Consider the following 23717-nt stretch of genomic DNA (forward strand, 5'->3'; position numbering starts at 1 on the left):
GCGATCGCACGCCCCCTCAACGGGTGCGGCAAATGCGCGATCAGGAACAACAGCGATCAGGAAACGGCGGGCGGGCCTCTTGGGCGTCCGGACGGGAACGCGCCGAGCGGTGTGAAGCGGGTGGAGAGGGCGGGCGGCACGGTGCCGGCAAGCGCGAGCGCGGGCGGCGGTTCGACGGCCGCAACAGTCGGCATGGCGACGTGATGCTGGAGCAGATGGCAGTAGCCGCATGCGCCGAAGGCGTCGTCGTGGCTGAGGTGGACGGGCGCCGGCTTGGCCTGCGTGGATTGGTTCACCAGGCTCTGACTAGCCGGCTGTAGCGCCGAACAGAGCGCCGCGAAGGGCTCGTTCGCGCGGTTCGATACCAGCATCTGACTCACGACCGGCGCGAACACGACAAGCCACATGGCGATCAGGCCAAGCCATGCGGTCATGCGGTTATGGGAGCGTGGAGTCATGGTGATGAACGTAAAGACGCGGGCGATTCTAGCACTGCCGCGCGGTCTTTTCTCCTGTGATTCCGCCTATAGCGTCGGATTAGAAGGCCGAAACCGGCTCATTTCGGGGCGTTACAGCGTGACTGTTTCCCTTAAGCTGCATGGTAAATGTTCGGCTTTCCCTGTCGGCGCTTCGACCTCCTGCGCGGCCGCGCAGATACGCGAAACGCCGGACAGGGCAGGCAAAACACGATTGACCCGGCTGACCGCCGCCACCCGTTACCACGACTCATGACTGCCACGCAGACGCCAGCATCCTCGATAGCCGACATCAATCAGCAGGCGGCATTGCTCTGCAAAAGCGGGCAATTCGCCGATGCCTGGTCGTTGGTGGAGCCGATCCTCGACCCGCACGACGAGGTGGAGGAAGACGCGCGGGCCGACGCGTTGAATATTGCGGGCGCCTGCTGGTACGGCATGGGCAATCTGTCCGACGCGGAAACCTACTGGCGCCAGTGTCTGCGCGCCAAACCCGACTATGCCGAGGTGTACAGCAGTCTCGGCATGCTGCTCAAATCGCACGGCCGCCTGTCGGCGGCCAAGGCGGTCTATCGGCAACTGGTCGCGCTGCGGCCCGGCCAGGCCGACGCGCACAACAATCTCGGCACCGTGCTCTACGGGATGGGTTACCGGGAAGAGGCCGAGGCATCGTATCGTCAGGCGGTGACGATCCGCCCCGACTACGCGGAGGCGCACTACAACCGGGCTATCGTATTGCACGAACTGCGTCGCCTGCATGAGGCGGAAGTGGCCTATCGCGAGGCGCTGATCGGGCTGCCGGAACACGCCGAGGCGCACAACAACCTGGGCAACGTGCTGATGGAACTTGGTCGCGTCGCAGAGGCAGACGCTGCCTACAGGCAGGCGCTGACCATCAAGCCCCAGTATCCCGAAGCGCTCAATAACCTCGGCGGCGTGCTGAAGGCGACGTATCGTCTGCCCGAGGCCGAACTGGCCTGCCGGCTCGCGCTGGCGATTCGCCCGGATTACGCGGAGGCGCACCTCAACCTCGGTGCGGTGCTGGCTGATCTCCAGCGTCTGCCCGAGGCTGAGGCGGCGTACCGGGAGGCAATCGCGCATCGCCCGGACTATGCCGAGGCGCACTACAACCTCGGCCTCGCGCTAACCAGCCTGGAGCGTCTACCCGAGGCCGAAATGGCTTACCGGGAAGCGATTCGCTGCCGGCCCGACATCGTTCACGCGCACAACAATCTGGGCTGCGTGCTTCGTCAGCTCGACCGTTTGCCGGAGGCGGTCGAGGCCTTCGCACAAGCACTTACGCTTCGTCCTGATCTCGCCGAGGCTCACTACAACGTCGGGGCCGCGCTGGCGCAACTCAAGCGGCTGCCGGAAGCCGAAGCCGCTTACCTGCGGGCGCTCGCTTTACGCCCCGATTACGGCGATGCCAGGTTCGGTCTGGCTGTGCTGGTGCTCAGCATGGGCCGCTTTGAAGATGGCTGGCGCTTGTACGAGTGCCGCTACGACCAGCCGGGTTTCGTGCATCACAAGACGCGTTCCATGTTGAGCTGTCCGCAGTGGCAAGGCGACTCGCTCGCCGACAAGTCCTTGCTGGTCTGGCAGGAAGACGGGCTTGGCGATATGGTCCAATTCAGCCGCTATTTCGCCTTGCTCAAGGCGCAAGGGGCCGCGCATATCGCCTTTGCGTGCCAGCCTGCCTTGCACCGGCTGATGGCTACGGTGGACGGCGTGGATGCCGTGCTCGATCACGATACGGCGTTGGCCCATGTAGCCGCATCGACATACGACTGCTGGACGAGCTTGTTGAGCGCGCCGCTGCACTTGCGTACGGCAGTGGACACGATTCCGCGCCCGGTCCGTCTCGCGGCCGAGCCGTCGCTCGTCGAAAAATGGCGGCCGATGCTCGAGACCCTGCCGCCCGGCCGCAAGGTCGGGCTGGTGTGGAAAGGCAATGCGAAACACCATAACGACGCGAACCGGTCGATCCCAACGCTAGCCACGCTTGCGCCGCTCTGGAGCGTGCCGGGTCTGAGCTTTGTGAGTCTGCAAAAAGGCCAGGGCGAGGACGAGGCGCAAAACCCGCCCGCCGGTCAGCCGCTGCTCGAACTCGGTTCGGCGGTGAACGATTTCGCGGACAGCGCCGCGATCATCGAACAACTCGATCTGGTGATTTGCGTGGACACGTCCATGGCGCATCTGGCCGCCTCGCTGGGCAAACCATGCTGGATAATGCTGCCGGAGAAAGACATTGACTGGCGCTGGATGCACGAGCGCAATGATTCGCCGTGGTATCCGCACACGCTGCGGCTGTTCCGCCGGGCAGTGGGCGAAGACTGGGCCGTGTCGGTCGAGAGAGTGCGGCAGGCGTGTGTGGAGCGGTTTGCCGTTGAACGCGCTACTGAACTCTGAACTCCTCCGGATTCCTCACTTGATCCGCTGCCCGCGCTTGCGGCCCGCTTGCGCTGAAGCGTGAAACTGGCTCTCGGTCGCCTCGATCGCGTGGCCGAGGAACTGCAGGAACATGCTCATCGCGACGGTCGTGGTCAGGTCGGAGCGTTGATAAAGGCAACTGAACGACTTCGCGCCCGCATCGGCGAGCGCAGTCCACGCAAGCTTGCGTTGCGTCACGTCCTCCGCCACATTCTCCGCGATCAGGAAGCCGATCCCGACACCGTCCGCAACGAGCCGGCGCACCATCGAAACCGAACTCGTCTCCACCAGGGGACGCGCCTTGCGTTGGTCGCGGTGGTCGATCTGATCCACCATGGCCCGCAACTCCGTATCCGGTGTCATGAGGATAAGCGGGTAGTCGAGACAGTCGCGTAGCCGGGGCCGCTTGCCGAGCTTCGTCAGCGGATGCCCAGGCGGCGTGACGAGCCCGAGGTGTTGCGAGAAGGCGCGCACTTCCACGACGCCGGGCGGCGGCTTGCGACGCAGGCCATAGCCGATGTCGGCTTCACCGGTCTCCACCCACTTGAGGATGCTCTCGCCGTTGCCCGAGCGCACGCTGTACGTCACCCCTGGATAGCTCTTCATGGCGGCCTGAATGGCTTCGGGCACCAACTGCTCGGCCGACGAAGGCGACACCGCGAGATTGATATGCCCGCGGCGCAGCGAACGCAGGTCTTCCACCTGAGTCATTGCGTTGTCGAAATCGCGCTGTCCGCGCCGCACCGCAGCAATGATGATCTCGCCAGCCGTGGTGAGTTGCATGCCGCGCGGCAACCGGTCGAAAAGCGGCGAGCCGACCTGCTCCTCGAGATTAAGAATTTGCTGGTGCACGGCGGCCGCGGTCAGGTGCAGCGATTCGGCGGCTTTGCGGATCGAGCCGCGCCTGACTACCTCGTCGAAACAACGGAATGTCTGCGATATTGGACGCATAAATAGACCGTATAGTTTTTCCATACGGCCCGTTAAGAATAATCAGATTTTATTGACGGAACGGATAGCCTAGATTTCGCTTCATCATCTTAACGGAGCGAACCGTGACCACGACAGTCGATCAAATTACCCAGCGGCGCCGCGGCGTCGGCTTCATCGCTCACGACCCCAGGGTTTCATTCGGCGGGTATACGCTGATTGCTCCGCAAACGGCGGGTGGCCGCGTCTATCTCATCGATATCGAGGGCGCCGTCGTGCACGAGTGGAAGATGCCGGTGCGGGCCGGACGCCACGCCGTGATTCTTGCCAACGGCAATCTCGGCTACAACGGCAACCATGCAAAATCGGAAGACCGTTACGCCCCATGGTCGATGTGGCACGGCGGCGATTTCTCCGAAGTCACGCCTGGGGGCGAGGTGGTCTGGCATTACGAAGATCCCGCACATCATCATGACGCGCAGTGGCTCGCCAACGGTAATTTGCTTTACGCCGCGTGCGCACCCGTGCCGGCGGGATTTGCCGAGCGCGTGCAGGGCGGCACGGCGCACGGTCCCGACGAAGTCATGTACGCCGACGTGATCCGCGAAGTGAATCGCGCGGGCGAGCTGGTGTGGGAATGGAAGGCATGGGAACACCTCCAGCCCGAGGACTTTCCGATCGCGTCGGGTTTCGGCCGCTATCACTGGCCGCTCGTGAACGGACTCGGCGTGAATGCGAACGGCGACGTGCTGATGAGTCTGCGCACCACGTCGGGCATCATCGCCGTCGATCGCAAGACCGGCGGCGTGACGATGCACATTCCGCCGAGCGTGGTGTCGCACCAGCACGCACCCGTGGCGCTCGCTAACGGCAACATTCTTACGTTCGACAACGGCAATTTCCGTAGCGGCGCGCATGTGGCTTTTTCGCGCGTGCTCGAAATCGATCCGTCGAACAACGAGGTGGTGTGGTCTTACGCCGACGACATGGTGAATGCGTTCTACAGCGCTTTCATGGGCAACGCGCAACGACTCGCGAATGGCAATACGCACATCACCGAGTCGGCAACGGGCCGCCTCTTCGAAGTGACGCCCGCTGGAGAAGTGGTGTGGGAATACGTGATTCCCTGGTTCGACCAGTACCCGGACGAAGCGGCGCGCAAAACCGGCCCCGGCCAGTTGAACAGCGTCTTCCAGACCTTCCGCTACAGCCGCGAGCAATTGCCGTGGCTGCGCGCCTGAACGCCGCGTTTTCGATCCCTCGGGGGTAACGTGAATCCAGACCCAGCCACACATAGCGTCGATACGCGCCTGCCTGCGTGGCAACTCGCGCTGTTCGGCTTGCAGCATGTCCTGTCGATGGCGGCTTCGCCCGTCACCGCGGTTTTTCTGGTGTCGAGGATGCTGTCGCTCTCATCGGACATGACCGTGCATCTGATCGGCGCGACCTTCTTTGCCTGTGGCGCCGGCACGCTGTTGCAATCGCTCGGGGCGGGGTCGATCGGGGCGCGGCTGCCCTTTGTAATGGTGCCGGGCGGCGCGCCCGCCATGCTGTTCGCCGTCATCGCCACGCAGACGGATCTGCGCACTGCCGCGGGCGCGGCGATTCTCACCAGCCTGTTCTACTGGCTCGTCCTGCCGGTATTCGCGCGCTGCCTGCGGTTTTTCCCGCGTGTGGTGGTGGGAACGATGCTGCTGCTCGTCTCAGTGAGCCTCATCAAGATTTACGCCGGCATCATCGTCGGCCAGCCGGGCACGCCTGGTTTCGCGCGGCCGCAGTCGCTTGGCCTTGCGTTGCTCACGATCGTGGCGACGCTGGCCGTGGCGCGCCTTTTCAAGGGCACGGCGGGGCGGCTTGCTGTGCTGCTCGGCCTTGCGATGGGCACGTGTGCCGGCTGGGCTATGGGACTGATGCCCGCAGGCGGTATGTGGGGTGGTCCGCTCTTCACGCTGCCGGTTTTGCTGCCTTTCGGCATGCCGCGTTTCGACGTGCTTGCCGCGCTGCCGATGCTGATCTTCAGCGTGATTTCGATGGCCGAGGCAACGGGGCAGACGGTTGCCGTCGGCGAGATCACCGGCAGGAAGATCGACATGCGCCGCGATGTGCCGAGGACGATTCGCGGCGATGCGGTGGCGTCGCTGCTCGGCTCGCTGCTGGGCACCTCGCTCATCATCACGAGCGCGGAGAACATCGGCGTCGTGCAGACCACCGGGGTGCGCTCGCGCTACGTGACCGCGACGGCGGGTGCGATGTTGATGGCCATCGCGCTGTTTGCGCCGCTCGGACGCTTCGCTTACGCCATTCCCGCGCCGGTGGTAGGCGGCACGGCGCTGATCGTGTTCGCGATGATCGGCGTGATGGGCGTCAATCTGCTCGGCAAGGTCGACCTGCATGCACGCGGCAATCAATACACGCTCGCTGCCGCGCTCGTTGCGGGGCTGATACCGATTCTGGTCCCCAACGTCTACGCATCGTTCCCGGGCTATGTGCAGATCGTATTGGGCAACGGCATGGCGGCGGGGACGCTCACCGCCATCGTCGTCAATCTGGTTTTCGGCGCATGGCATCTAAGGCCCGCGGAAAAGATCCAACCAACCTGATGAACTCGGGCTTTAACTTCTAACGCACGGCCACGCAGTTCTCCCTCCAGCGCTTCAACCAACACGCCATGAAAACCCATTTCGCTTTCCGCGCGACACTCGTCGCGTGCTTGCCTGCGCTCGTCGTTTCGACTGCGGCCAACGCCCAGAGCAGCGTCACGCTGTACGGCAGTCTCGACGCGGGTCTTGGCTACGTGAGCAACCTGCACGGCGCCCATGCGTATATCGCCGAGCAGGGCACCTTTCAGGCCGACCGCTTCGGCTTCCAGGGCGTCGAAGATATCGGCGCGGGCCGTTCGGTGGTATTCAGACTCGAAAGCGGTTTCGTCACGACAACGGGCGCGTCCGCCAGCAGCACCTTCTTCAATCGTCAGGCCTACGTGGGCCTGTCCGATCCGATGTCCGGCACCGTGACGCTCGGCCGTCAGACCGACTGGAATTTCGATTGGCTCGGCTCGGTGTCGACCGGTCAACTGCTCGGCGACTTCTCTGCGTTTCACCCGGGCAATCTCGATGGCCTTGGAAGCACCTTGCCGGTTCAGTTGTCGAGCACCGTGAAGTGGAAGAGTGCGAACTACAGCGGACTCAGTTTCGGTGCGCTCTACGGATTTCCCGGCGCGTCGGCCAGCAACACCAATGGACGGACCATTAGCTTCGGTGCCAACTATACGAACGGGCCGCTCAAACTGGTGGCGGTGTATTCCGAATACCGCGACCGTTTGCTGCCGCTTTCCAATGGACTCGGCCTGACGTCGTTCGAAGGACAGACGCTCGCGCCAGGCGCCACCTTCAACGCGAAACAGGTACGCGACATGGGAATCGGCGGATCGTATCGTTTCGAACGCGTGACGCTGCATGCGCTCGCAACGGATGTGCGAATCCAGTCGGACGGCGGCAGCGAGCACTTTCGCACCGTCGACGGCGGCGTCAACGTGCGCCTGACGCCCGCGGAGGAGATTGCGGCGGGGGCATGGACTGCGACCCTCGCGGGGTATCGCTGGACTCAATTGACCGTGGCGAACGTGTATTCGCTTTCGAAAGCAACGCAACTCTATGCCGATCTGATGTTCGAGACCGCAGGTGGCGGGGTGGTGGCGAATACGCTCGGGATCGGCGCGGCGTCAGGTGGAAGGCAGACGGTGTTTCTGAGCGGGATACACCATCTGTTCTGATTCGATCGCGGGACGACGGAGTTGCAGGCGCGCTGTGCCGCGTGTTCGGGAACATCGTTGAACAACGCGCTCCTCAAGGCTCCAAGCCGGTCTCGCGTTGAACCGCCCCATTCCAATAAACAGATTAGATGGCATTGCACGCTCCTTTAGGTGCTTCCTCGCCACCTTCGAAACCTACAATAGTACCCATCACATAGTGAATACAGGTGGGTTGGAAATGGCAGGCAAGGCGATGTTGGTGGTGAGCGCGCATAGCGCCGATTTCGTGTGGCGAGCAGGTGGTGCAATCGCTCTGCACAAAAAAAACGGATACCGTACGAAGGTCATGTGTCTTTCTTTCGGCGAGCGCGGAGAATCGGCGAAACTCTGGCGCAAGGGCGAAATGACGATCGAGAAGGTCAAGGCGGCGCGCAAGGAGGAGGCCGAGCGGGCCGCGGACATCCTCGGTGCGGAAGTCGAATTTCTTGATCTCGGCGATTACCCGTTGCGCGTGCCGGACGAGGCTCTGATGCGCCTCGTCGATGTGTACCGTGAACTGCAGCCGGCGTTCGTATTGAGCCATTCGCAGAAAGACCCATACAACTTCGATCACCCGCTCGCCATGCACGTGGCGCAGGAAGCGCGGATCATCGCCCAGGCCGAAGGTCACAATCCCGGGCAGAAGGTGGTCGGTGCGCCGCCCGTCTACGCGTTCGAACCGCATCAAACCGAACAATGCGAATGGATGCCCAATACGTTCCTCGATATCACCGAGGTCTGGGACACCAAGCGCCGTGCGATCGAGTGTATGGCGGGCCAGGAGCACCTGTGGGAGTACTACACGCGCGTCGCCCTGCAACGCGGCGTACAGGCCAAGCGCAATATCGGCATCACCGCCGCGCGCGATATTCAATACGCGGAAGGCTATCAACGCATCACCCCGGCCGTGACGGGAGAACTGGCATGAAGCGAGGCGTTGTGGTGACGACTATCCGCCGCGCCGATCCGCGCGACGTGGCCGTGCTGCAGCATGCGGGCGCCGCCACCGTTCACGAGGCGCAGAACCGGCTAGGCCTGCTTGCGTCGTACATGCGACCGATCTACTCGGGGCCGGCTATCGCGGGGTCGGCGGTGACGGTGCTGGTGCCGCCCTCGGACAACTGGATGCTGCACGTTGCCGTCGAGCAATGCCGCGAGGGTGACATTCTCGTTGTGGCGCCGACTTCGCCTTGCGAGGACGGTTATTTCGGCGACCTGCTCGCGACCTCGCTTACGGCACGTGGCGTGCGCGGACTGATCATCGACGCGGGATGCCGCGACGTCGCCTCACTCAGGGAAATGAAATTCCCAGTCTGGTCGAAGGCCGTGTCCGCGCAAGGGACGGTCAAGGAAACGCTCGGTTCGGTGAATATCCCGGTGGTATGCGCGCAGCAGATCGTGCATCCCGGCGACGTCATCGTTGCGGACGATGACGGCATTGTCGTCGTGCCGTTCGATACCGTGGCGAGTGTCGCGCAGGCGTCGCAAGCCCGCATCGCGAAGGAAGAGAAGACGCGTTCGGTGCTGGCCGGCGGCACGCTCGGTCTCGACTACTACGCGATGCGCGAGAAGCTCGCGCAAAAGGGCCTGCGCTACGTCGCCTCGGCCGAAGATATTTGACGGAGAGGCGAGGTCATGCCCAGTCGCGCACAAACGCGCATTCCGTGCATGATGATGCGCGGCGGCACGTCGAAAGGCGCCTATTTCATGGCGACGGATTTGCCGGCCGATCCCGCTCTTCGGGACCGTGTTCTGCTTGCCGTGATGGGCTCGCCCGATCCGCGCCAGATCGACGGCATCGGCGGCGCCGATCCGTTGACGAGCAAGGTGGGGATCATCTCGCCCTCCACGCGCGACGATGCCGACGTCGACTATCTGTTTGCACAAGTCGTCGTGAACGAAGCGCGGGTCGATTTCGGACAGAACTGCGGCAATATTCTCGCGGGCGTCGGCCCGTTTGCGATCGAACGCGGTCTCGTGGATGCACGCGACGGCAGCACACCGGTCGCGATTCACATGGTCAACACCGGGCAGATCGCGGTAGCGACGGTAAGCACGCCGGGAGGCCAGGTTACCTACGAAGGCGATGCCCGCATCGACGGCGTGCCAGGCCTCGCAGCGCCGATTCCGCTCGAGTTCAGGGACACGGCTGGTTCCACTTGCGGCACGCTGCTGCCTACGGGGCATCTCAAGGATACGGTCGACGGTATCGACGTGACGTGCATCGACAACGGCATGCCCCTCGTGCTGCTGCGAGCGCGCGATCTCGATCGCACCGGTTACGAAACGCGCGAGCAACTCGACGCGGATGACGAACTGAAAGCGCGCATCGAAAAGATCCGGCTTGCTGTGGGGCCAATGATGAATCTCGGCGACGTGAGCGCGCGCACGGTGCCGAAGATGTGTCTGGTGGCCGAGCCTCGCCACGGCGGCACGATCAGCACGCGCAGCTTTATTCCGCATCGCTGCCACGCGTCGATCGGTGTACTCGGTGCGGTGAGCGTGGCCACGGCCGCGGTGCTGCCGGGTACGGTCTGCGAGGGCCTTGCCGAGGTGGACGCTGACGGCGCGCGGAAGCGCGTGTCGGTTGAGCACCCGACAGGCGAGTTCACGGTGGAACTCGTTCTCGGCGGAAGCCCTTGTCAGCCTGAAGTGCTGAGCGCGGCGCTCTTGCGCACGGCGAGGTGGCTATTCGACGGAGCAGTCGGCATTCCTTCGGCAGTGTGGCCGGCACGGACATAAGCGGACTTCAGGCGGGTCGCTTCGCTGGGTTTCAGCGCGGTTAGCGGTATTGCGGGTTGTTTGTGGAGTTCAACCCGATAAATAAGTCAGAGGCATCCGCGCTGATTGAAATTCTGCCTATTCTTAAAATTGATGCGCGTTGTAATAAATGTTTCGCAATGTCGAGGTAGGGATGGTCGCCTCGATAAAGTTTCGGTCTGTAAATACAATATTCAAATATAAACAGACTCAGCGAATTCAAAATGAATCGATCGTGTTAATTAAGCCGTCGATTCAAACATTGGTGTGTTGAATGGATCAGCCATCAAACCATGCCCGGCGGGCATCCACGGGGCTGTGGCAGTGTTATCGAGGGGCATTGCGGGGCCCTGTAATGCGGAAGTATTCAACAGACAAAATAGCAGTTTTGATAAAGCGCATCCCGCATATTGCATTTGAAAATTGAGCGGTTATGATGGCGTCTCCCAGATGCGATTTCTCGAACGATCGCTTGCGGAGACGGCAGGAACATTTGCCGGGCATTAAAGCTGGAGGGGGTAATTAATACTTCCCGCGCAGATGGACTAAATCGAGGAGACGATATGTTGAGTCCCCATGAATTCGCTACGTTAATGCTCATCAAGAACGCCCCGGATCAGATCGAACTGGGCCGCGCCGAGCTCGACGCTCTGCTCGAGCGACAACTCATATCCCTGGAAAACCTCGCGTCGGGACGTTCACGTCCTCAGATCACAAGCGAAGGCGATTCCATTCTCAAGGCGGTTGCCCGGATGCGCTAGGCATCTGCATCTGCGACACCCACATCGATTTATTCACCATCGCGATCCGCCGCAGCACACCCGTCCGATCGGGGCTTCGCGTGCCGGACCGAACTTTGAGGAATTCACAATGACTCTATTGAGTCCCGAGCAGGTTGCTGCACAGAAGGCCAACGTCGACGCGTTCTTCGGGGTGGCCGGAAAGATCTTTGAAGGCTTCGAGAAACTGGCCGCGCTGAACCTGCAGGCCGTCAGGGCCACGCTGGCCGAAACGCAGGAAAACATGGCGAAGGTGTCTGGCACGACGGAGCCGCCGCAATGGTTCGCGCTGCAAGCCGGTTTCACCGCACCCTTCGCGGAAAAATCACTGTCATACAGCAAGCAGGTGTTCGAGATCGCATCGAGCACTCAGGCTGAAGTCACGCAACTCGCACAGGCGCACTACGAGCGCTATAACGACCGCGTGCAGGCATTCGTCGAAGAAACGGCGAAGCATGCTCCCACCGGCTCCGAAGCAGCAGTCGCCGCATGGAAGTCCGCGATTGCCGCCACCACGACCCTGTACGAAACGCTGCAGAAAACGGGGCAACAGGCTGTGCAGTTTGCCGAAAGCAATCTTGATGTAGTCACTGCCTCGGCATCGAAGGCCGTGCAAGGCAACTCTGAGAAGGCTCCCGTAGCCGCGGGCGCGAAGCGATAGAACTGAAGCCGATAGTTCGCTAGTTCCGCAATGGAGGTCGCGATGAGTGAAGCAGTGGGAATCGTTATGGGTTCGTTCGTGCTGGCGATGGCGCCTGTGTTCGTCGCCGCTCATTATTACCGGGAGCAGATGCGTCGCAAGCGGCTTAGACATCTCGATCACCGCCACTACTGGCCGCATTGGAGCAAAGCCCGGCATTGAGCCTCCGCGCTCGCCAAGGCTGTTATTGCCGTACCTGGGTGCTGCTGCGTTCCAAGGCGCAGCAGGCACCTTCGGATTCTGCTGGACGTCTTGACCCACAGAATTTTCCAAGCCAAGGCTTCACGCCTTGGCTTTTTTTTGTGCGCGTCTCTCATGGAAATCCCGTACGGCTCCTTGGTCTCCGTGTAAGCCGAGGGAAGGATTCGCTCTCCTAGAATCGGCCCATCGATGCAGACGGGCGGCACTCCGCCGCACCGGACAATAACGGAGACAATCGATGACCCCTCGCATTCGCACGTTGCGCCATATCGCCGTTGCTTCCGGCCTGCTGTTCAGTCTTGCGTCGCAGCACGCGATAGCCGCTGACGGCGAGAAGATCACGATCATGGTCGGCGGTATCACGAAGCTGATCTATTTGCCGGCGCGCCTGACCGAACAACTCGGCTATTTCAAGGATGAAGGGCTCGACGTCGAACTGCTGTCGCAGCCGGCAGGCGTCGATGCTGAGAACGAACTGCTGGCCGGCGCCGTTCAGGCCGTCGTCGGTTTCTACGACCATACGATCGATCTGCAAACCAAGGGCAAGGATGTCAAGGCGATCGTCGTGTTCGGGCAGGTGCCGGGCGAGGTCGAAATGGTATCGACCAAAGCGGCCGAAACGGTCAAATCGATGGCGGACGTGAAGGGCAAGACGCTAGGTGTGACCGGCCTCGGTTCTTCGACAAGCTTCCTGACGCAATACCTCGCTGGACAGCACGGCATCCCGTCCACGCAATACACGATGCTGCCGGTGGGCGCCGACGCGAGCTTCATCGCGGCGATCAAACAAGGTCGCATCGACGCCGGCATGACGACTGAGCCGACTGTCTCGGCATTGCAGAAGTCCGGCGACGCAAAGGTGCTTGTCGACATGCGCACAGTGGAAGGCACGAAGGCGGCATTGGGCGGCACCTACCCGGGATCGAGCCTCTATGTGCAGGCGGCATGGGCCGATTCCCACAAGGCGGAAGCAGCGAAGCTCGCGCACGCGTTCGTTCGCACGATGCAATTCATCAACACGCATAGCGCGGAAGAAATTGCAGCGAAGATGCCTGACGACTATCAGAAAGACAAACCGCTCTACGTGAGCGCGTTGAAAGCATCGCTGCCCATGTTTACGAAGGACGGCAAGATGCCGGCCGACGGTCCCGAGACCGTGCTGAAGGTGCTGTCGGCGTTCAACCCGTCGGTCAAAGGTAAGCATATCGAGCTGGCGAAAACCTACACCAACGAGTTCACCGGTTCGAAATAAGCCGGCGCTTGCCGGTCACTGCTGCGTGTTGGTTGCGGAGTGATTTCGTTGCGCCGCCGGTGCCGCTTTCGCGGTACCGGCGCCTCGCCCGCATTTACCTGATGAATCCCGCTGTTTCCAAAGACGCTCCGGTGATCGAGTTCGACGCCGGTGGCGTAACGCTTTTATCTCCGAACGGCCTGCGGCGCTGAAGTGGGTCGGCATCATCTTGCGCGGCATCGATACCACGTAGCGAGCGCCGAATTATCGACGTATATCGGTGAATTCACTTAGTTGTGCCGGTGATGCGGGAAAGCGGCGTGAAGGATTGAGAAAACTAGGATTGCGCTCATCGACTGATCGGGGCTGTTGTTCGGATCTCCGGACCGCAGTCACCGCAGTCGGCGAAAACGAAAATTTCAACGTTGTAATCAGAGGAGACGATCGTGAAGAAAAAGTATCTGGCTTTGGCCGCTACGGCAGGCGCTTTTGCGGCAACCGGCGCGCACGCCCAATCGAGTGTTCAGCTCTATGGCCTGATGGATCTGAGCGTACCGACCTATCAGTCGCACGCGAATGCGAGCGGCGATCACGTGATCGGCATGGGTATCGGCGGCGAACCGTGGTTCAGCGGCAGCCGTTGGGGCCTGAAGGGCGCGGAAGATATCGGTGCCGGTTCGAAGATCATTTTCCGGCTTGAAAGCGAATACGTTGTCGCCAACGGCCAGATGGAAGATCCGGGCCAGATTTTCGACCGTGACGCATGGGTCGGCATCCAGAACGATACGTTCGGCAAGATTACGGCAGGCTTCCAGAACACGATCGCACGCGACGCATCGACGATTTATGGCGATCCGTACGGCACCGCGAGTCTGACGACGGAAGAAGGCGGCTGGACGAACGCGAACAACTTCAAGCAGATGATTTTCTACGCCGCCAGCGCGACCGGCACACGTTACAACAATGGCGTGGCATGGAAGAAACTGTTCGACAACGGCATTTTCGCCAGCGCAGGCTACGCATTCGGCAACTCGACGAGTTTCGGCTCCAACGCCAACTACCAGGCAGCGCTCGGGTACAACGGCGGCCCGTTCAACCTGTCGGGCTTCTATAGCCACGCGAATCGCGTCGGCTTTACCAACCAGTCGTTCTCGGTGGGTGGCAACTACACGTTCGGTATTCTGCGCGCCAACGCAGGTTACTTCCGTTACCTGGGCAATCAGGGCGCGCTCGGCCAGCGTCAGGACAATGCCTTTACGGTGTCGCTCAAGCTGTCGCCGAAGGGGCCATTCGACTACGAACTCGGCTATCAGCAGATGCGGGTACACAACGCCGCTTACAACAGTGACGGCGATATCCCGAACGCGAACATCGGCGCTTTCGATCCGACGTCGGGCCTCCACAACGGTTACAAGGAAACGCTGTACTGGTCGGCGTTCTATCACCTGTCGAAGCGTACTGAGGTGTATCTGGCGGGCGACTACATGAGGCTGCATGGCGGCTACACAGTCGGAACGACGTTCGGCGCAACCAATCAGCTCGAACTGACTTCGGGCGTGCGCACTCGCTTCTGATGCAGGAATCAGATTCGCTCTGAACCGTTCATCGATGTGCTCCTGCTAGCGGCGGCGGACTTATCCGCCCGCCGCTTTTTTGGGGCTCACCATGTGCAACCTCCCACGCCGACGATAGGTCCAAGAACTAGCGTATGCGGTAGATAGGAGGAGGTGTGCGATGAACGGTCGAGCAGCAGTACGGTGCATTTGCGCCGCTTTACTCACGTTACTCACGTTACTCACGTGCGGCTTTCTGGCCGGTGTTGCCGGGTGCAATGCGCTAAGCGGTCCACCGGCGGCGGAATGGCCAGGGCCTCACACCCCTTATCCTTTCCCGGACGATGTTCCGCATCGTACCGAATGAGCCGCACGCACTCCGTCGCGCCACTCCAAGTCAACCGACGGCCCCGCACGCGACGTTCGGTGCTGTGTACGGGGATGGATATGCAGACGTGGGGCCGCTGACGAGGCGCAGTCGCTGAGTCGCCAATACGTCGGCTTCCGTCGTTTCGCGTCGGGTGAGCGCGGTGCCGGTGGCGCGCACAGCGGTCAGGGGCTCGTTCACAGCACAGCTCAGCGTTTTGCCGTCGGAAAGGTGCACCGTTGTCGAATAGGCGTAATTCGGCTGAGCGGCTTGGCTATCGGCAGCCCAGAACGCGGTGAAGGCGAATAGTGCGAACAAAAAAGATTGGCTTTTCATAGTGCTTCCGTTGTCTTGATCGTCACTATTCGACCAAGGCAACAGCGGCATATTCTGGCGATCTTTGTAATTCTGAATTCCAGATTTCAATGACATTAGCCACGCTAAAGCTGGTTTGCAGCGATGCTGATCGTCCGCGTGACATCGACAACCGAGAGCCGGATCGCGTCGATCAACGCACGCGCAGCGGGTGAGGGCGTGCCGGCTGCCCGCATGGTTAGGCCTATGTCGCGCCGGGTGTTGTGCAACTGCACGTCGAGCATCGTCAACTGGCCAGATTGAACTTCGTAGTGCAGTTGCTGACCCGACAATGCCGCGACCATGTCCGTGCCGAGCAGCAGCCCACGAATCACGGCGAGGTCGGCCGTCTCGACCGTGGGCATGGGCGGCTTCACTTTCATTCGCTTGAATTGCGCTTCGAACAGCGCGCGAGCCGGCGCATTGCTGCGCGGCACGATCCACTGCGCGTCGCGCAAATCCATGATGGTCAGATCGCGTGCGCGAGTGAGCGGGTGATCGCGACGCACCAGAACGACCATATCTTCCGACATCAGGCGCTCGTTCTTCAAACCGCTGCTGGCGTCGTTATCGCGCAGCGCGCCGAGAATGAAGTCGATATCGCCCGCGCGCAGGCCGGCGACCAGCGCCTCATAGGCGCTTTCGTCAGTGACGACTCTCACGCCCGGATGCTGCGTGGTCATCCGCGCAATCGCCTTGGGCAGGAGCAACGTGCGCCCGAGCGGCAATGCGCCTACCGTCACCGCACCCTGAATCTTGCCGTGCAAGGCGGCGATATCGTCGGGCACATGCCGCAATTCGTTCAATGCGCGGCGCACGTGAAGCAGAAACGTTTCGCCCTCCGTGGTGAGCAGGATGCCGCGCGCGCTGCGATGGAACAGACTCAAACCGGAGCCGCTTTCCAGCACCCGGATCGCTGTGCTGACGGCCGGCTGACTGATGCCGAAGGTCTTCGCCGCACTCGGCATATGCCGATGACGGGCCAATGCGATGAATAGCTGAAGCCGCCGGGTGTTGAGCAGATAGGCCGGCAACGCGCCTTCTGCTGTCGGCCGCCGGCGTGCCTGCCTCGTGGAGCACCACTGCGCGAGTTCTTCCAGTTCGGCGAAGATCCGCTCGCACCGCTGCAGCACGGCGCGGCCAACGGGCGTTGGAAGCATGCCGGAGGGGCCGCGATCGAAGAGGGGCTCGCCGAGTGCCGACTCGAGTTCCTGTACCGAGCGCGTCACAGCCGATTGGGCGCGAAATAGCGCCGCTGCCGCACGCGTGGCGCTACCCATGTCGGCGACGAGTCGAAATGCGCGCAATTGCGCCAGGTTGAGGAGTTCTTTGCTGCTCACGGATGGCGGCGTTCCGGCTGGCGGATGTTCAACGTGTCCGCGATGGTGTGCTGGGTGATCTCGTTCATGGGTGTCTGCTTATTCGAGGCCATCAAGTATAGCGACGCATCAGGTCCCGTACCACGCTTGCCAGACGGCTTGCGACTTCGTTTCCCGGGCATCTGTTTTGTTTATCGCATGTGGATAGTCAGGAGTGTAGGCCGGGACTCGGCACGCTCGCCAGTGATACCCGACACCCTATATCCGGTGGGGCTTCCAGCGCTTATCCGTGCGCCGGCCATGGGCATTCGGGGTGCTTGCGAGCAATTTAATCGGTGCAAATGTGGTTTACCCGTACTTTCGGCAAGCCTGCATGATCTTTATGGTTGCACCTCAAGATGGTTGCAAAGGCTGCCACCCCGGTAGCGGCGACCCATCCGATTGGCGCTTGTTGAAGCACGGCACGAAGTAACGGAAGACAACGGGATATGGCAAGGATCATTGGTGGAATCGGCACGTCGCATGTGCCCACTATCGGCATGGCGTACGACAAGGGTAAGCAGAACGATCCCGCGTGGGCGCCGCTCTTCAAAGGCTACGAACCGGTGGCCGACTGGCTCGCCGAGCGCAAGCCGGACGTGATGGTGATGTTCTACAACGACCACGCAAACAGCTTCTTCTTCGATTGCTATCCGACCTTCGCACTGGGTGTATCGGCCAATCACGAGTTCGCGGACGAGGGCGCGGGCAAGCGCCCGCTGCCGGACATAGCCGGTCATCCTGATCTGGCGATCCATATTGCCGAGCAGCTCGTCAACGACGAGTTCGATCTGACTATCTTCCAGGACCGTGCGCTCGATCACGGATGCAATTCCCCGCTTTCACTGATGCTGCCGCACGACGGCGGCTGGCCGATGTCGCTCGTGCCGATGGAAGTCAACGTGCTGCAATATCCGCTGCCCACCGCGAACCGCTGCTACCGTCTCGGTCAGGCGCTGCGCCGGGCGATCGAGTCGTTCGAGCAGGACCTGGATGTCGTGGTGGTCGGCACCGGCGGGTTGTCGCACCAGGTCCACGGCGAGCGCAGCGGCTTTAACAATACCGATTGGGACATCGAGTTCCTCGATCTGATCGTGCATGAGCCGCAGCGGCTCGCCGCGATGAAGCATGTCGACTATGTGCGCCTTGGCGGCGCGGAGAGCGTGGAGACGATCATGTGGCTCGCGATGCGCGGCGCGCTCGGGCCGAAGGTTCGTGAACTGCACCGCAGCTATTACCTTGCGACGAGCACAGCGATGGCCGTGACCCTCTACGAAGAGGAGGTGACGCAATGAACCCGCAACTGATCGGTATCGAGGAATTGACGGGTACGTATCCGTTCGATATTCGCCAGAGCATGAAAGCGATGCGCCTGAACCGTTTCTTCTGGCAGATGCGCGAAGCGCCGGCTCGTACGCTGTGGCTGGAGAACCGGACCGCTGCCTACGACGCGGTCGGCCTGACGACAGAGGAGCGCGCGCTCGTCGACAACACAGACTGGATCGGACTGATTCGATATGGGGTGTGTTTCTTCGTGCTCGAGAAATTTGCGCGCGTGGTGAAGATCACGAATCTGGGCATGTACGCCAGCATGCGAGGCGAAACACTCGAGGCGTTTCTGAAAACGCGCAGGGTGCCGGAGGCCGTCTAAGGCGACTCGACCTTGCGTCACACCTTTTTTTAGCGGCTTTTTCATTTCAATACCAAGAAGACCCGGCTTCGACAGAACGCCGGGGCGGGAAACTGTTTTCTCCGGAGACACGCATGAAATCTGCAGACTCAGTCGACATCAAGGCGTTTATCGACGCACGCAAGATGTCGGCGTACCAATGGCTGGTCCTCGTTCTATGTTTTCTCATCGTCATGATGGACGGGCTGGACACGGCCGTGATGGGCTTTGTCGCGCCCGTCATCATGCATGACTGGAATGTCAGCCGGGCCGCCTTCGGTCCCGTGATGAGTGCCGCGATGGTCGGCCTTGCAATCGGCGCGCTGTCTGCAGGGCCGATTTCCGATCGCATCGGGCGCAAGAAAGTGTTGATTGCCTCCGTGCTCTGCTTCGGCTTCTTCAGCCTGACCTGCGCATTCGCCGACTCAGCCCTGGAACTCGTTGTGCTGCGCTTTCTGACGGGACTGGGCCTCGGCGCCGCGATGCCGAATTCGACCACGCTGCTCTCCGAATACGTACCGTCGCGCAGTCGCTCGCTGCTGCTCACGATCATGTTCACCGGCTTCAACTTCGGTTCGGGGGCCGGCGGATTCGTGGCGGCTTCGCTGATTCCGCACTTTGGCTGGCGCGCGGTGTTCATGTTCGGCGGTATCTTGCCGATCCTCAGTATTCCCGTGTTGTTGTTGCTGCTGCCTGAGTCCGCACGTTTGATGCTGGTGCGGAAAATGTCGACCGAACGCATTGCGGCAACGCTCGGCCGTGTCTGCGGACATGTCTTCGGTCAAGACGTGCGCTTCACCGCACCCGAACCGGTGGTCACAGCGAAGGCACCGGTGCGGATGCTGTTCGCGGACGGCTACGCGTTCAGCACGCTGATGCTGTGGCTCACGTACTTCATGGGCCTGCTGATCATCTATCTGCTCACTGGCTGGCTGCCCACGTTGATCAAGGACGCCGGCCTGCCGGTCGAGCGTGCTGCCGCGATCACCGGCATGTTCCAGTTGGGCGGCACCGTAGGCGCCATTGCGGTCGGCTTCGCGATGGACCGCATGGATCGCAACGCGGTGATCGGTGCGGCGTATCTGCTCGGTGGGGTGTTCATCTTCGCGCTGGGCATGGGCACGCTCAAATCGAACCTGCTGCCGGTTCTCGTTACCTGTGCCGGCTTTTTCATGAGCGGCGCACAGACCGGCCTCAATGCGCTTGCCCCGAGCTGCTATCCGACACGTGCCCGCGCAACCGGCGTGAGCTGGATGCTTGGGTTCGGCCGGCTCGGCGGCATTCTGGGATCGCTCGTGGGGGGCACGTTGCTGTCGCTGGGATTCAGTTTCGAAACCGTATTCGCGGTGCTCGCCGTGCCTGCGCTGATTGCTGCCGTGGCGATCGTCATGAACCGTCTCGCGCTGCGCTTTATCACTAGTCCCGTGGCCGACGCCTGAGCGCGGTTGCAACGGCGGCCCCACGCAGCGGCTTGCTGGCCGCTGCGCGCACGGCATCCCTTACCAGAAGTTATTGAAGGAGAGCAGACATGGGCGGCAATTTCAGCGTGAGCGGAAGCGGGCTCAACAAGGGCGAGGCGACGAATGTGACGGAATGGCCGAACCGCATGGCCATGATTCGCGCGGGCGTGATCGGTGGATTGGTCGGCGCCGTGATCATCTGGATTTACGAAGCACTCATCTGGGTAGGGGCGCAGCACCTGATGCCGTTGGCGGGGATTCCACGGAACGCGACGGGGCTGGTGTTCGGCAAACAGGTGCAGGAATCAATCGGTGTGTGGGCGTATATCGTCGGCACGGGCATTCACTTCGTGTTCGCGTCGGCGTGGGGTGTTCTGTTCGCGGCAATCTGGCCTTACTTTCGCCGGCGCGGATACGAAGCCACTTTCGTGGCGCTGTTTTACGCGGTTTTCGCGTGGATCGTTATGCATGTGGCGATCATGATCGCCTCCGATAACCATCCGAACTACTACGACCCGGCTGTGATCATCGGTGGCTTCATGTCCCATATCTTCTTCACCGTCCCCCTGGCCTTGACGGTAAAGCGACTGCTGCAACCGCAAGGGCAATAGAACAAAGTGTTTGGCGAACCTCGAGCGTCAATGCCGATTAAGACAATTTCAACAAGACGTACGATTTGGAGATCTGCAGCATGAATAAAAGTATCAGACGAGTAGACGTTGTGCTGTTGGGAGCAGCGATCGCGGCTTCTGTGCCGGCTTTCGCGCAAAACAGCGTCACGTTATACGGTATCGTCGACAACGGCTTTTCTTATACGAACAATCAGACGTCGCTTGGCTCCACTAGCGGAGGAAAATCGGCCGTCAAAATGGCGCAAGGTGTATTTGCGGGCAGCCGCTTCGGCCTCAAGGGCGCGGAAGACCTGGGTGGCAACACGAAAGCGATCTTCCAGCTCGAGTCCGGCTTCAATTCGGCAACCGGTGCCCAGCAATACAGCAACGCGATGTTCGGCCGCCAGGCGTGGGTCGGCCTGACCAACCCGACGTACGGTACCTTCACGGCGGGCCGCCAATACGCTTCGTACTACCAGATGCTCTCACCGTATAGCCCGACCACCTGGATCACCGGCTACTACGGCGCGCATCCTGGCGATATCGACGGCCTCGACACGATCTACCGTGCGAACAACACGCTGGAGTACACGTCGCCGAAGCTCTATGGCCTGACGGTGAGCGGATCGTATTCGCTGGGCGGCGTGGCGGGCAGCACGAACCAGGGGTCGACCTGGGCGACCGGGATCCAGTATGCGATGGGGCCGATCGGCCTCGCAGTCGGCTTCTCGCGAATCAACAACTCGACCGCGGGCGGCGGCTCATGGGGCTCGGATTCGACCACCTCGAACGGCGGTTCGCAAATCGGCGTATCCGCGTTGACGAACGGCTATCAGACCGCGCAGGCGCAACAGCGTTTCGCGGTGGGTGGCGGCTATAAGTTCAACGGCGCGTGGGATATCACGGCGACCTATTCGAACGTCCAGTACATTCCGGGCACTGGCTCGAAGTTCCACGATACGGCGATCTTCAATACGGCGGGTACCGTCTTGCACTGGAAACCGGCCGTTGCGTGGGATTTTGCCACGGGGTACAGCTATACCCGTGCTACGCGCGCGAACGGCATTCAGGACAGTGCGCAATACCACCAGTTCAATCTCTCCGAGTACTACGCGTTGTCCAAACGCACGGGTTTGTATGCGTTGGAGGCCTATCAGAAGGCGAAGGGCAAGACGCTGGGCACCAACGGCGCCGGGCAGATCATCGACGCCACGGCGACACTCGGCGATGGGTATAACACCACGCCGTCTTCCTCAGGCAGTCAGTTGGCGGTGGGCGTGGGCCTTATTCACCGGTTCTGATTGGTAGTTTTTGCGGTGGGAAAGGCCGGGGGCAGTTCAGACCCGGCCTTTTTGCTTTTCGTGAACGCTTGCACGGCCGCGTGCCGGTTACCGAAACCTATTACATCCGAGGTAATTGGCGAGCCGCACGCTCACGCCTAATCTTCGGTCATCGCGCAACTCATCCCGAGCGGCGCTTACGATCGAGGACACACCATGTCGACGTTTCACATTCACACGATTGAATCCGCACCCGAACAATCCAGGCCGGTGCTTCGGCAACTCGAGCAAAACTTCGGCCTTATCCCTAACATCGCGGGGGCGATGGCTGGATCGCCGGTGTTGATCGGCGGCTTCATCGGCATCTTCCAGAAGGTTCATGCGGGTACTTTCACGGAAGCGCAGATACAGACGCTATTGCTGACTAACGCAGTGACCAATGCATGCACGTGGGCGGTTGCGTTTCATACTGCGCTCGCGCTGAAAGAGGGTCTTTCACCCGTCGATGTCGAAGCGATTCGCGATGGCCGCGTACCTGCCGATCGCAAGCATGCCGCGTTGTCCACCTTGACGAAAACGGCGATTGAGAAGCGTGGACACCTGGAGGACAGTGACGTGAACCAGTTTCTCGAAGCCGGCTTCCGTCAGGATCAGGTGCTCGAGGTTCTCACGGTGCTCGCTGCTTCCACTATCACGAACTACGCCGGCAACATCACCAAGCCTCCGCTCGAAGCATCGTTCCAGGAATATGTCTGGACCGCGTAGGTCGCGTCTGGCAGGGCCGGTCCGCAACTGGGAGTATGCTGACCGGCGCGGTTCGAACGACCGGTTGGCGCCGGACATCTGCGATGCTCCGGCGCCACCGATCACCGAACCTGATCTGTATCGACTAACGGACCACAGACCGATGAATCCTGCGAATCCCGAAAGGAAGACGCCGCCGAACGACCTCGGCGCGTTGTTGCGTCACTGGAGAGACATGCGCGGCATCAGCCAATTGGACCTGTCGTTCAAAGCGGGTGTCTCGCAGCGTCACATTAGTTTTATCGAAAGCGGACGCAGCGTGCCGAGCCGGCAGATGCTGTTGGACATCGCTCAGACGCTCGACATTCCTCTGCGCGAACGCAACACGCTGCTATTGGCGGCGGGCTATGCGCCGATGTATGCAGAAGGCGCCTGGAACGCGCAGGAAATGCAGAGCGTCACGAAAGCACTTGGGCGAATGTTGCGCCAGCACGAGCCGTTTCCCGCGCTCGTCATGGACCGCTACTGGAACGTGCTGATGACCAACGAATCCGCGCCGCGCTTTTTCAATTGCTTCATCGATATGGCTGCGCGCAAGGGACCGCGTAACATGCTGCATCTGATTTTCGATCCGGATGGAATGCGTCCGTTCGTTGCCGATTGGCAGGCGGTGTCGAATAGTCTGATTCAGCGTGTCTATCGGGAGTCGGTTGGTCGCGTGGTCGACGAACAGACGCACGAGTTGCTTGCCGCGTTGCGCGCCTATCCGGATGTGCAGTCTGATGTGAAGTCTTCTCAACGGACCGTGGAAACCGGGGCCGCTGCTGCGGCCATGCCGGTGATCCCCATCGGTTTCATCAAGGACGGCAAGGTCCTGAACTACTTTTCAATGGTCGCAACCGTGGGCACGCCACAAGCCGTCGCGGCACAGGAGTTGCGTATCGAATGCATGTTCCCCGCAGACGACGAGACAGAAGCGCGTCATCTCGAGATGATCGACGCGGTCCAGCAACAACACTGAACG

Annotated in this window: 24 protein-coding genes; 20 read left to right on the forward strand and 4 right to left on the reverse strand. The window is 61.2% G+C overall.

The features are described 5' to 3' along the window. Positions 1-56: 56 nt before the first annotated feature. Entirely contained in the window at positions 57-458 is a 402-nt protein-coding gene (locus KHO30_RS08020; RefSeq protein ID WP_200651405.1) for a DUF2946 domain-containing protein, read from the reverse strand. Here KHO30_RS08020 and KHO30_RS08025 point away from each other — a divergent pair. Next, complete coding sequence (locus KHO30_RS08025; protein WP_143131738.1) at positions 457-732, forward strand: hypothetical protein; 276 nt, start codon at positions 457-459, stop codon at positions 730-732. The genes KHO30_RS08020 and KHO30_RS08025 overlap by 2 nt on opposite strands. Beyond that, a complete protein-coding gene (locus KHO30_RS08030) occupies positions 729-2885 on the forward strand; it encodes a tetratricopeptide repeat protein (protein ID WP_211700510.1) in 2157 nt (718 codons plus the stop codon). The genes KHO30_RS08025 and KHO30_RS08030 overlap by 4 nt, the downstream gene beginning before the upstream one ends. Before the next feature lie 15 nt (positions 2886-2900). Here KHO30_RS08030 and KHO30_RS08035 read toward each other — a convergent pair whose 3' ends face one another. Then, on the reverse strand, positions 2901-3857 hold the full coding sequence (locus tag KHO30_RS08035; RefSeq protein ID WP_211700511.1) for a LysR family transcriptional regulator: 957 nt from the start codon (positions 3855-3857) through the stop codon (positions 2901-2903). A gap of 104 nt (positions 3858-3961) precedes the next feature. Here KHO30_RS08035 and KHO30_RS08040 point away from each other — a divergent pair, with 104 nt between their 5' ends. The 11 genes from KHO30_RS08040 to KHO30_RS08090 all read left to right on the forward strand — a co-directional run bounded on the left by KHO30_RS08040 (position 3962) and on the right by KHO30_RS08090 (position 14871). After that, on the forward strand, positions 3962-5077 hold the full coding sequence (locus KHO30_RS08040) for an aryl-sulfate sulfotransferase (RefSeq protein ID WP_211700512.1): 1116 nt from the start codon (positions 3962-3964) through the stop codon (positions 5075-5077). A 30-nt stretch (positions 5078-5107) separates the two neighbouring features. Continuing rightward, positions 5108-6436 carry a uracil-xanthine permease family protein gene (locus KHO30_RS08045; protein ID WP_211700513.1) on the forward strand — a complete coding sequence of 443 codons (1329 nt, stop codon included), beginning with the start codon at positions 5108-5110 and terminating at the stop codon, positions 6434-6436. A 68-nt stretch (positions 6437-6504) separates the two neighbouring features. Continuing rightward, positions 6505-7608 carry a porin gene (locus tag KHO30_RS08050; protein ID WP_211700514.1) on the forward strand — a complete coding sequence of 368 codons (1104 nt, stop codon included), beginning with the start codon at positions 6505-6507 and terminating at the stop codon, positions 7606-7608. A gap of 217 nt (positions 7609-7825) precedes the next feature. Continuing rightward, positions 7826-8554 carry a PIG-L deacetylase family protein gene (locus KHO30_RS08055; RefSeq protein WP_211701005.1) on the forward strand — a complete coding sequence of 243 codons (729 nt, stop codon included), beginning with the start codon at positions 7826-7828 and terminating at the stop codon, positions 8552-8554. Beyond that, positions 8551-9246 (forward strand): 4-carboxy-4-hydroxy-2-oxoadipate aldolase/oxaloacetate decarboxylase, encoded by a 696-nt coding sequence (locus KHO30_RS08060; protein ID WP_093637892.1) that lies wholly within the window; start codon positions 8551-8553, stop codon positions 9244-9246. The genes KHO30_RS08055 and KHO30_RS08060 overlap by 4 nt, the downstream gene beginning before the upstream one ends. 15 nt (positions 9247-9261) lie before the next feature. Then, positions 9262-10368 carry a 4-oxalomesaconate tautomerase gene (locus tag KHO30_RS08065; RefSeq protein ID WP_211700515.1) on the forward strand — a complete coding sequence of 369 codons (1107 nt, stop codon included), beginning with the start codon at positions 9262-9264 and terminating at the stop codon, positions 10366-10368. 581 nt (positions 10369-10949) lie between these two features. Beyond that, positions 10950-11147: a hypothetical protein gene (locus KHO30_RS08070; RefSeq protein WP_054038930.1), complete on the forward strand. Its 198-nt coding sequence runs from the start codon at positions 10950-10952 to the stop codon at positions 11145-11147. A gap of 109 nt (positions 11148-11256) precedes the next feature. Continuing rightward, positions 11257-11826: a phasin family protein gene (locus tag KHO30_RS08075; RefSeq protein WP_200618334.1), complete on the forward strand. Its 570-nt coding sequence runs from the start codon at positions 11257-11259 to the stop codon at positions 11824-11826. A 42-nt stretch (positions 11827-11868) separates the two neighbouring features. Then, positions 11869-12027, forward strand: a complete 159-nt coding sequence (locus KHO30_RS08080) for a hypothetical protein (RefSeq protein WP_166618145.1) — start codon at positions 11869-11871, stop codon at positions 12025-12027. 277 nt (positions 12028-12304) lie between these two features. Beyond that, the gene (locus KHO30_RS08085; RefSeq protein WP_093637902.1) at positions 12305-13318 is read left to right on the forward strand and encodes an ABC transporter substrate-binding protein; all 1014 of its coding nucleotides are present in this window, start codon (positions 12305-12307) and stop codon (positions 13316-13318) included. 425 nt (positions 13319-13743) lie between these two features. Further along, entirely contained in the window at positions 13744-14871 is a 1128-nt protein-coding gene (locus tag KHO30_RS08090; RefSeq protein WP_211700516.1) for a porin, read from the forward strand. A 376-nt stretch (positions 14872-15247) separates the two neighbouring features. Here KHO30_RS08090 and KHO30_RS08095 read toward each other — a convergent pair whose 3' ends face one another. Next, positions 15248-15649, reverse strand: coding sequence for a hypothetical protein (locus KHO30_RS08095; protein WP_211701027.1), 402 nt, complete (start codon positions 15647-15649; stop codon positions 15248-15250). Between the two features lie 8 nt (positions 15650-15657). Continuing rightward, the gene (locus KHO30_RS08100; RefSeq protein WP_200618337.1) at positions 15658-16911 is read right to left on the reverse strand and encodes a LysR substrate-binding domain-containing protein; all 1254 of its coding nucleotides are present in this window, start codon (positions 16909-16911) and stop codon (positions 15658-15660) included. A 467-nt stretch (positions 16912-17378) separates the two neighbouring features. Between KHO30_RS08100 and KHO30_RS08105 the strand changes: the two genes are divergently transcribed. From KHO30_RS08105 to KHO30_RS08135, 7 genes are all read left to right on the forward strand, one after another. Further along, positions 17379-18224 (forward strand): gallate dioxygenase, encoded by an 846-nt coding sequence (locus KHO30_RS08105; protein WP_093637918.1) that lies wholly within the window; start codon positions 17379-17381, stop codon positions 18222-18224. Continuing rightward, the gene (locus KHO30_RS08110; RefSeq protein WP_211700517.1) at positions 18221-18580 is read left to right on the forward strand and encodes a protocatechuate 3,4-dioxygenase; all 360 of its coding nucleotides are present in this window, start codon (positions 18221-18223) and stop codon (positions 18578-18580) included. The genes KHO30_RS08105 and KHO30_RS08110 overlap by 4 nt, the downstream gene beginning before the upstream one ends. A gap of 113 nt (positions 18581-18693) precedes the next feature. Continuing rightward, the gene (locus KHO30_RS08115; protein ID WP_211700518.1) at positions 18694-20037 is read left to right on the forward strand and encodes an MFS transporter; all 1344 of its coding nucleotides are present in this window, start codon (positions 18694-18696) and stop codon (positions 20035-20037) included. 89 nt (positions 20038-20126) lie between these two features. Further along, positions 20127-20669 carry a hypothetical protein gene (locus KHO30_RS08120; RefSeq protein WP_093637928.1) on the forward strand — a complete coding sequence of 181 codons (543 nt, stop codon included), beginning with the start codon at positions 20127-20129 and terminating at the stop codon, positions 20667-20669. An 80-nt stretch (positions 20670-20749) separates the two neighbouring features. After that, positions 20750-21970, forward strand: coding sequence for a porin (locus KHO30_RS08125; protein WP_211700519.1), 1221 nt, complete (start codon positions 20750-20752; stop codon positions 21968-21970). Between the two features lie 195 nt (positions 21971-22165). Beyond that, positions 22166-22714 carry a carboxymuconolactone decarboxylase family protein gene (locus KHO30_RS08130; RefSeq protein WP_211700520.1) on the forward strand — a complete coding sequence of 183 codons (549 nt, stop codon included), beginning with the start codon at positions 22166-22168 and terminating at the stop codon, positions 22712-22714. A gap of 142 nt (positions 22715-22856) precedes the next feature. After that, complete coding sequence (locus tag KHO30_RS08135) at positions 22857-23714, forward strand: helix-turn-helix domain-containing protein (RefSeq protein ID WP_200652873.1); 858 nt, start codon at positions 22857-22859, stop codon at positions 23712-23714. The last annotated feature ends 3 nt before the right edge of the window (positions 23715-23717 follow it).

Origin of the sequence: Paraburkholderia aspalathi (assembly GCF_905220735.1) — a bacterium.
In the GTDB taxonomy this organism is placed as follows: Bacteria; Pseudomonadota; Gammaproteobacteria; order Burkholderiales; family Burkholderiaceae; genus Paraburkholderia; species Paraburkholderia aspalathi.

Bases quoted from the DNA above. Each gene is read 5' to 3' on its own strand.
- KHO30_RS08025 (WP_143131738.1), top strand. From the start codon at position 457: ATGGTGATGAACGTAAAGACGCGGGCGATTCTAGCACTGCCGCGCGGT.
- KHO30_RS08020 (WP_200651405.1), bottom strand. From the start codon at position 458: ATGACTCCACGCTCCCATAACCGCATGACCGCATGGCTTGGCCTGATC.
- KHO30_RS08030 (WP_211700510.1), top strand. From the start codon at position 729: ATGACTGCCACGCAGACGCCAGCATCCTCGATAGCCGACATCAATCAG.
- KHO30_RS08035 (WP_211700511.1), bottom strand. From the start codon at position 3,857: ATGCGTCCAATATCGCAGACATTCCGTTGTTTCGACGAGGTAGTCAGG.
- KHO30_RS08050 (WP_211700514.1), top strand. From the start codon at position 6,505: ATGAAAACCCATTTCGCTTTCCGCGCGACACTCGTCGCGTGCTTGCCT.
- KHO30_RS08055 (WP_211701005.1), top strand. From the start codon at position 7,826: ATGGCAGGCAAGGCGATGTTGGTGGTGAGCGCGCATAGCGCCGATTTC.
- KHO30_RS08060 (WP_093637892.1), top strand. From the start codon at position 8,551: ATGAAGCGAGGCGTTGTGGTGACGACTATCCGCCGCGCCGATCCGCGC.
- KHO30_RS08065 (WP_211700515.1), top strand. From the start codon at position 9,262: ATGCCCAGTCGCGCACAAACGCGCATTCCGTGCATGATGATGCGCGGC.
- KHO30_RS08070 (WP_054038930.1), top strand. From the start codon at position 10,950: ATGTTGAGTCCCCATGAATTCGCTACGTTAATGCTCATCAAGAACGCC.
- KHO30_RS08075 (WP_200618334.1), top strand. From the start codon at position 11,257: ATGACTCTATTGAGTCCCGAGCAGGTTGCTGCACAGAAGGCCAACGTC.
- KHO30_RS08080 (WP_166618145.1), top strand. From the start codon at position 11,869: ATGAGTGAAGCAGTGGGAATCGTTATGGGTTCGTTCGTGCTGGCGATG.
- KHO30_RS08085 (WP_093637902.1), top strand. From the start codon at position 12,305: ATGACCCCTCGCATTCGCACGTTGCGCCATATCGCCGTTGCTTCCGGC.
- KHO30_RS08095 (WP_211701027.1), bottom strand. From the start codon at position 15,649: ATGTCATTGAAATCTGGAATTCAGAATTACAAAGATCGCCAGAATATG.
- KHO30_RS08105 (WP_093637918.1), top strand. From the start codon at position 17,379: ATGGCAAGGATCATTGGTGGAATCGGCACGTCGCATGTGCCCACTATC.
- KHO30_RS08110 (WP_211700517.1), top strand. From the start codon at position 18,221: ATGAACCCGCAACTGATCGGTATCGAGGAATTGACGGGTACGTATCCG.
- KHO30_RS08115 (WP_211700518.1), top strand. From the start codon at position 18,694: ATGAAATCTGCAGACTCAGTCGACATCAAGGCGTTTATCGACGCACGC.
- KHO30_RS08120 (WP_093637928.1), top strand. From the start codon at position 20,127: ATGGGCGGCAATTTCAGCGTGAGCGGAAGCGGGCTCAACAAGGGCGAG.
- KHO30_RS08125 (WP_211700519.1), top strand. From the start codon at position 20,750: ATGAATAAAAGTATCAGACGAGTAGACGTTGTGCTGTTGGGAGCAGCG.
- KHO30_RS08130 (WP_211700520.1), top strand. From the start codon at position 22,166: ATGTCGACGTTTCACATTCACACGATTGAATCCGCACCCGAACAATCC.
- KHO30_RS08135 (WP_200652873.1), top strand. From the start codon at position 22,857: ATGAATCCTGCGAATCCCGAAAGGAAGACGCCGCCGAACGACCTCGGC.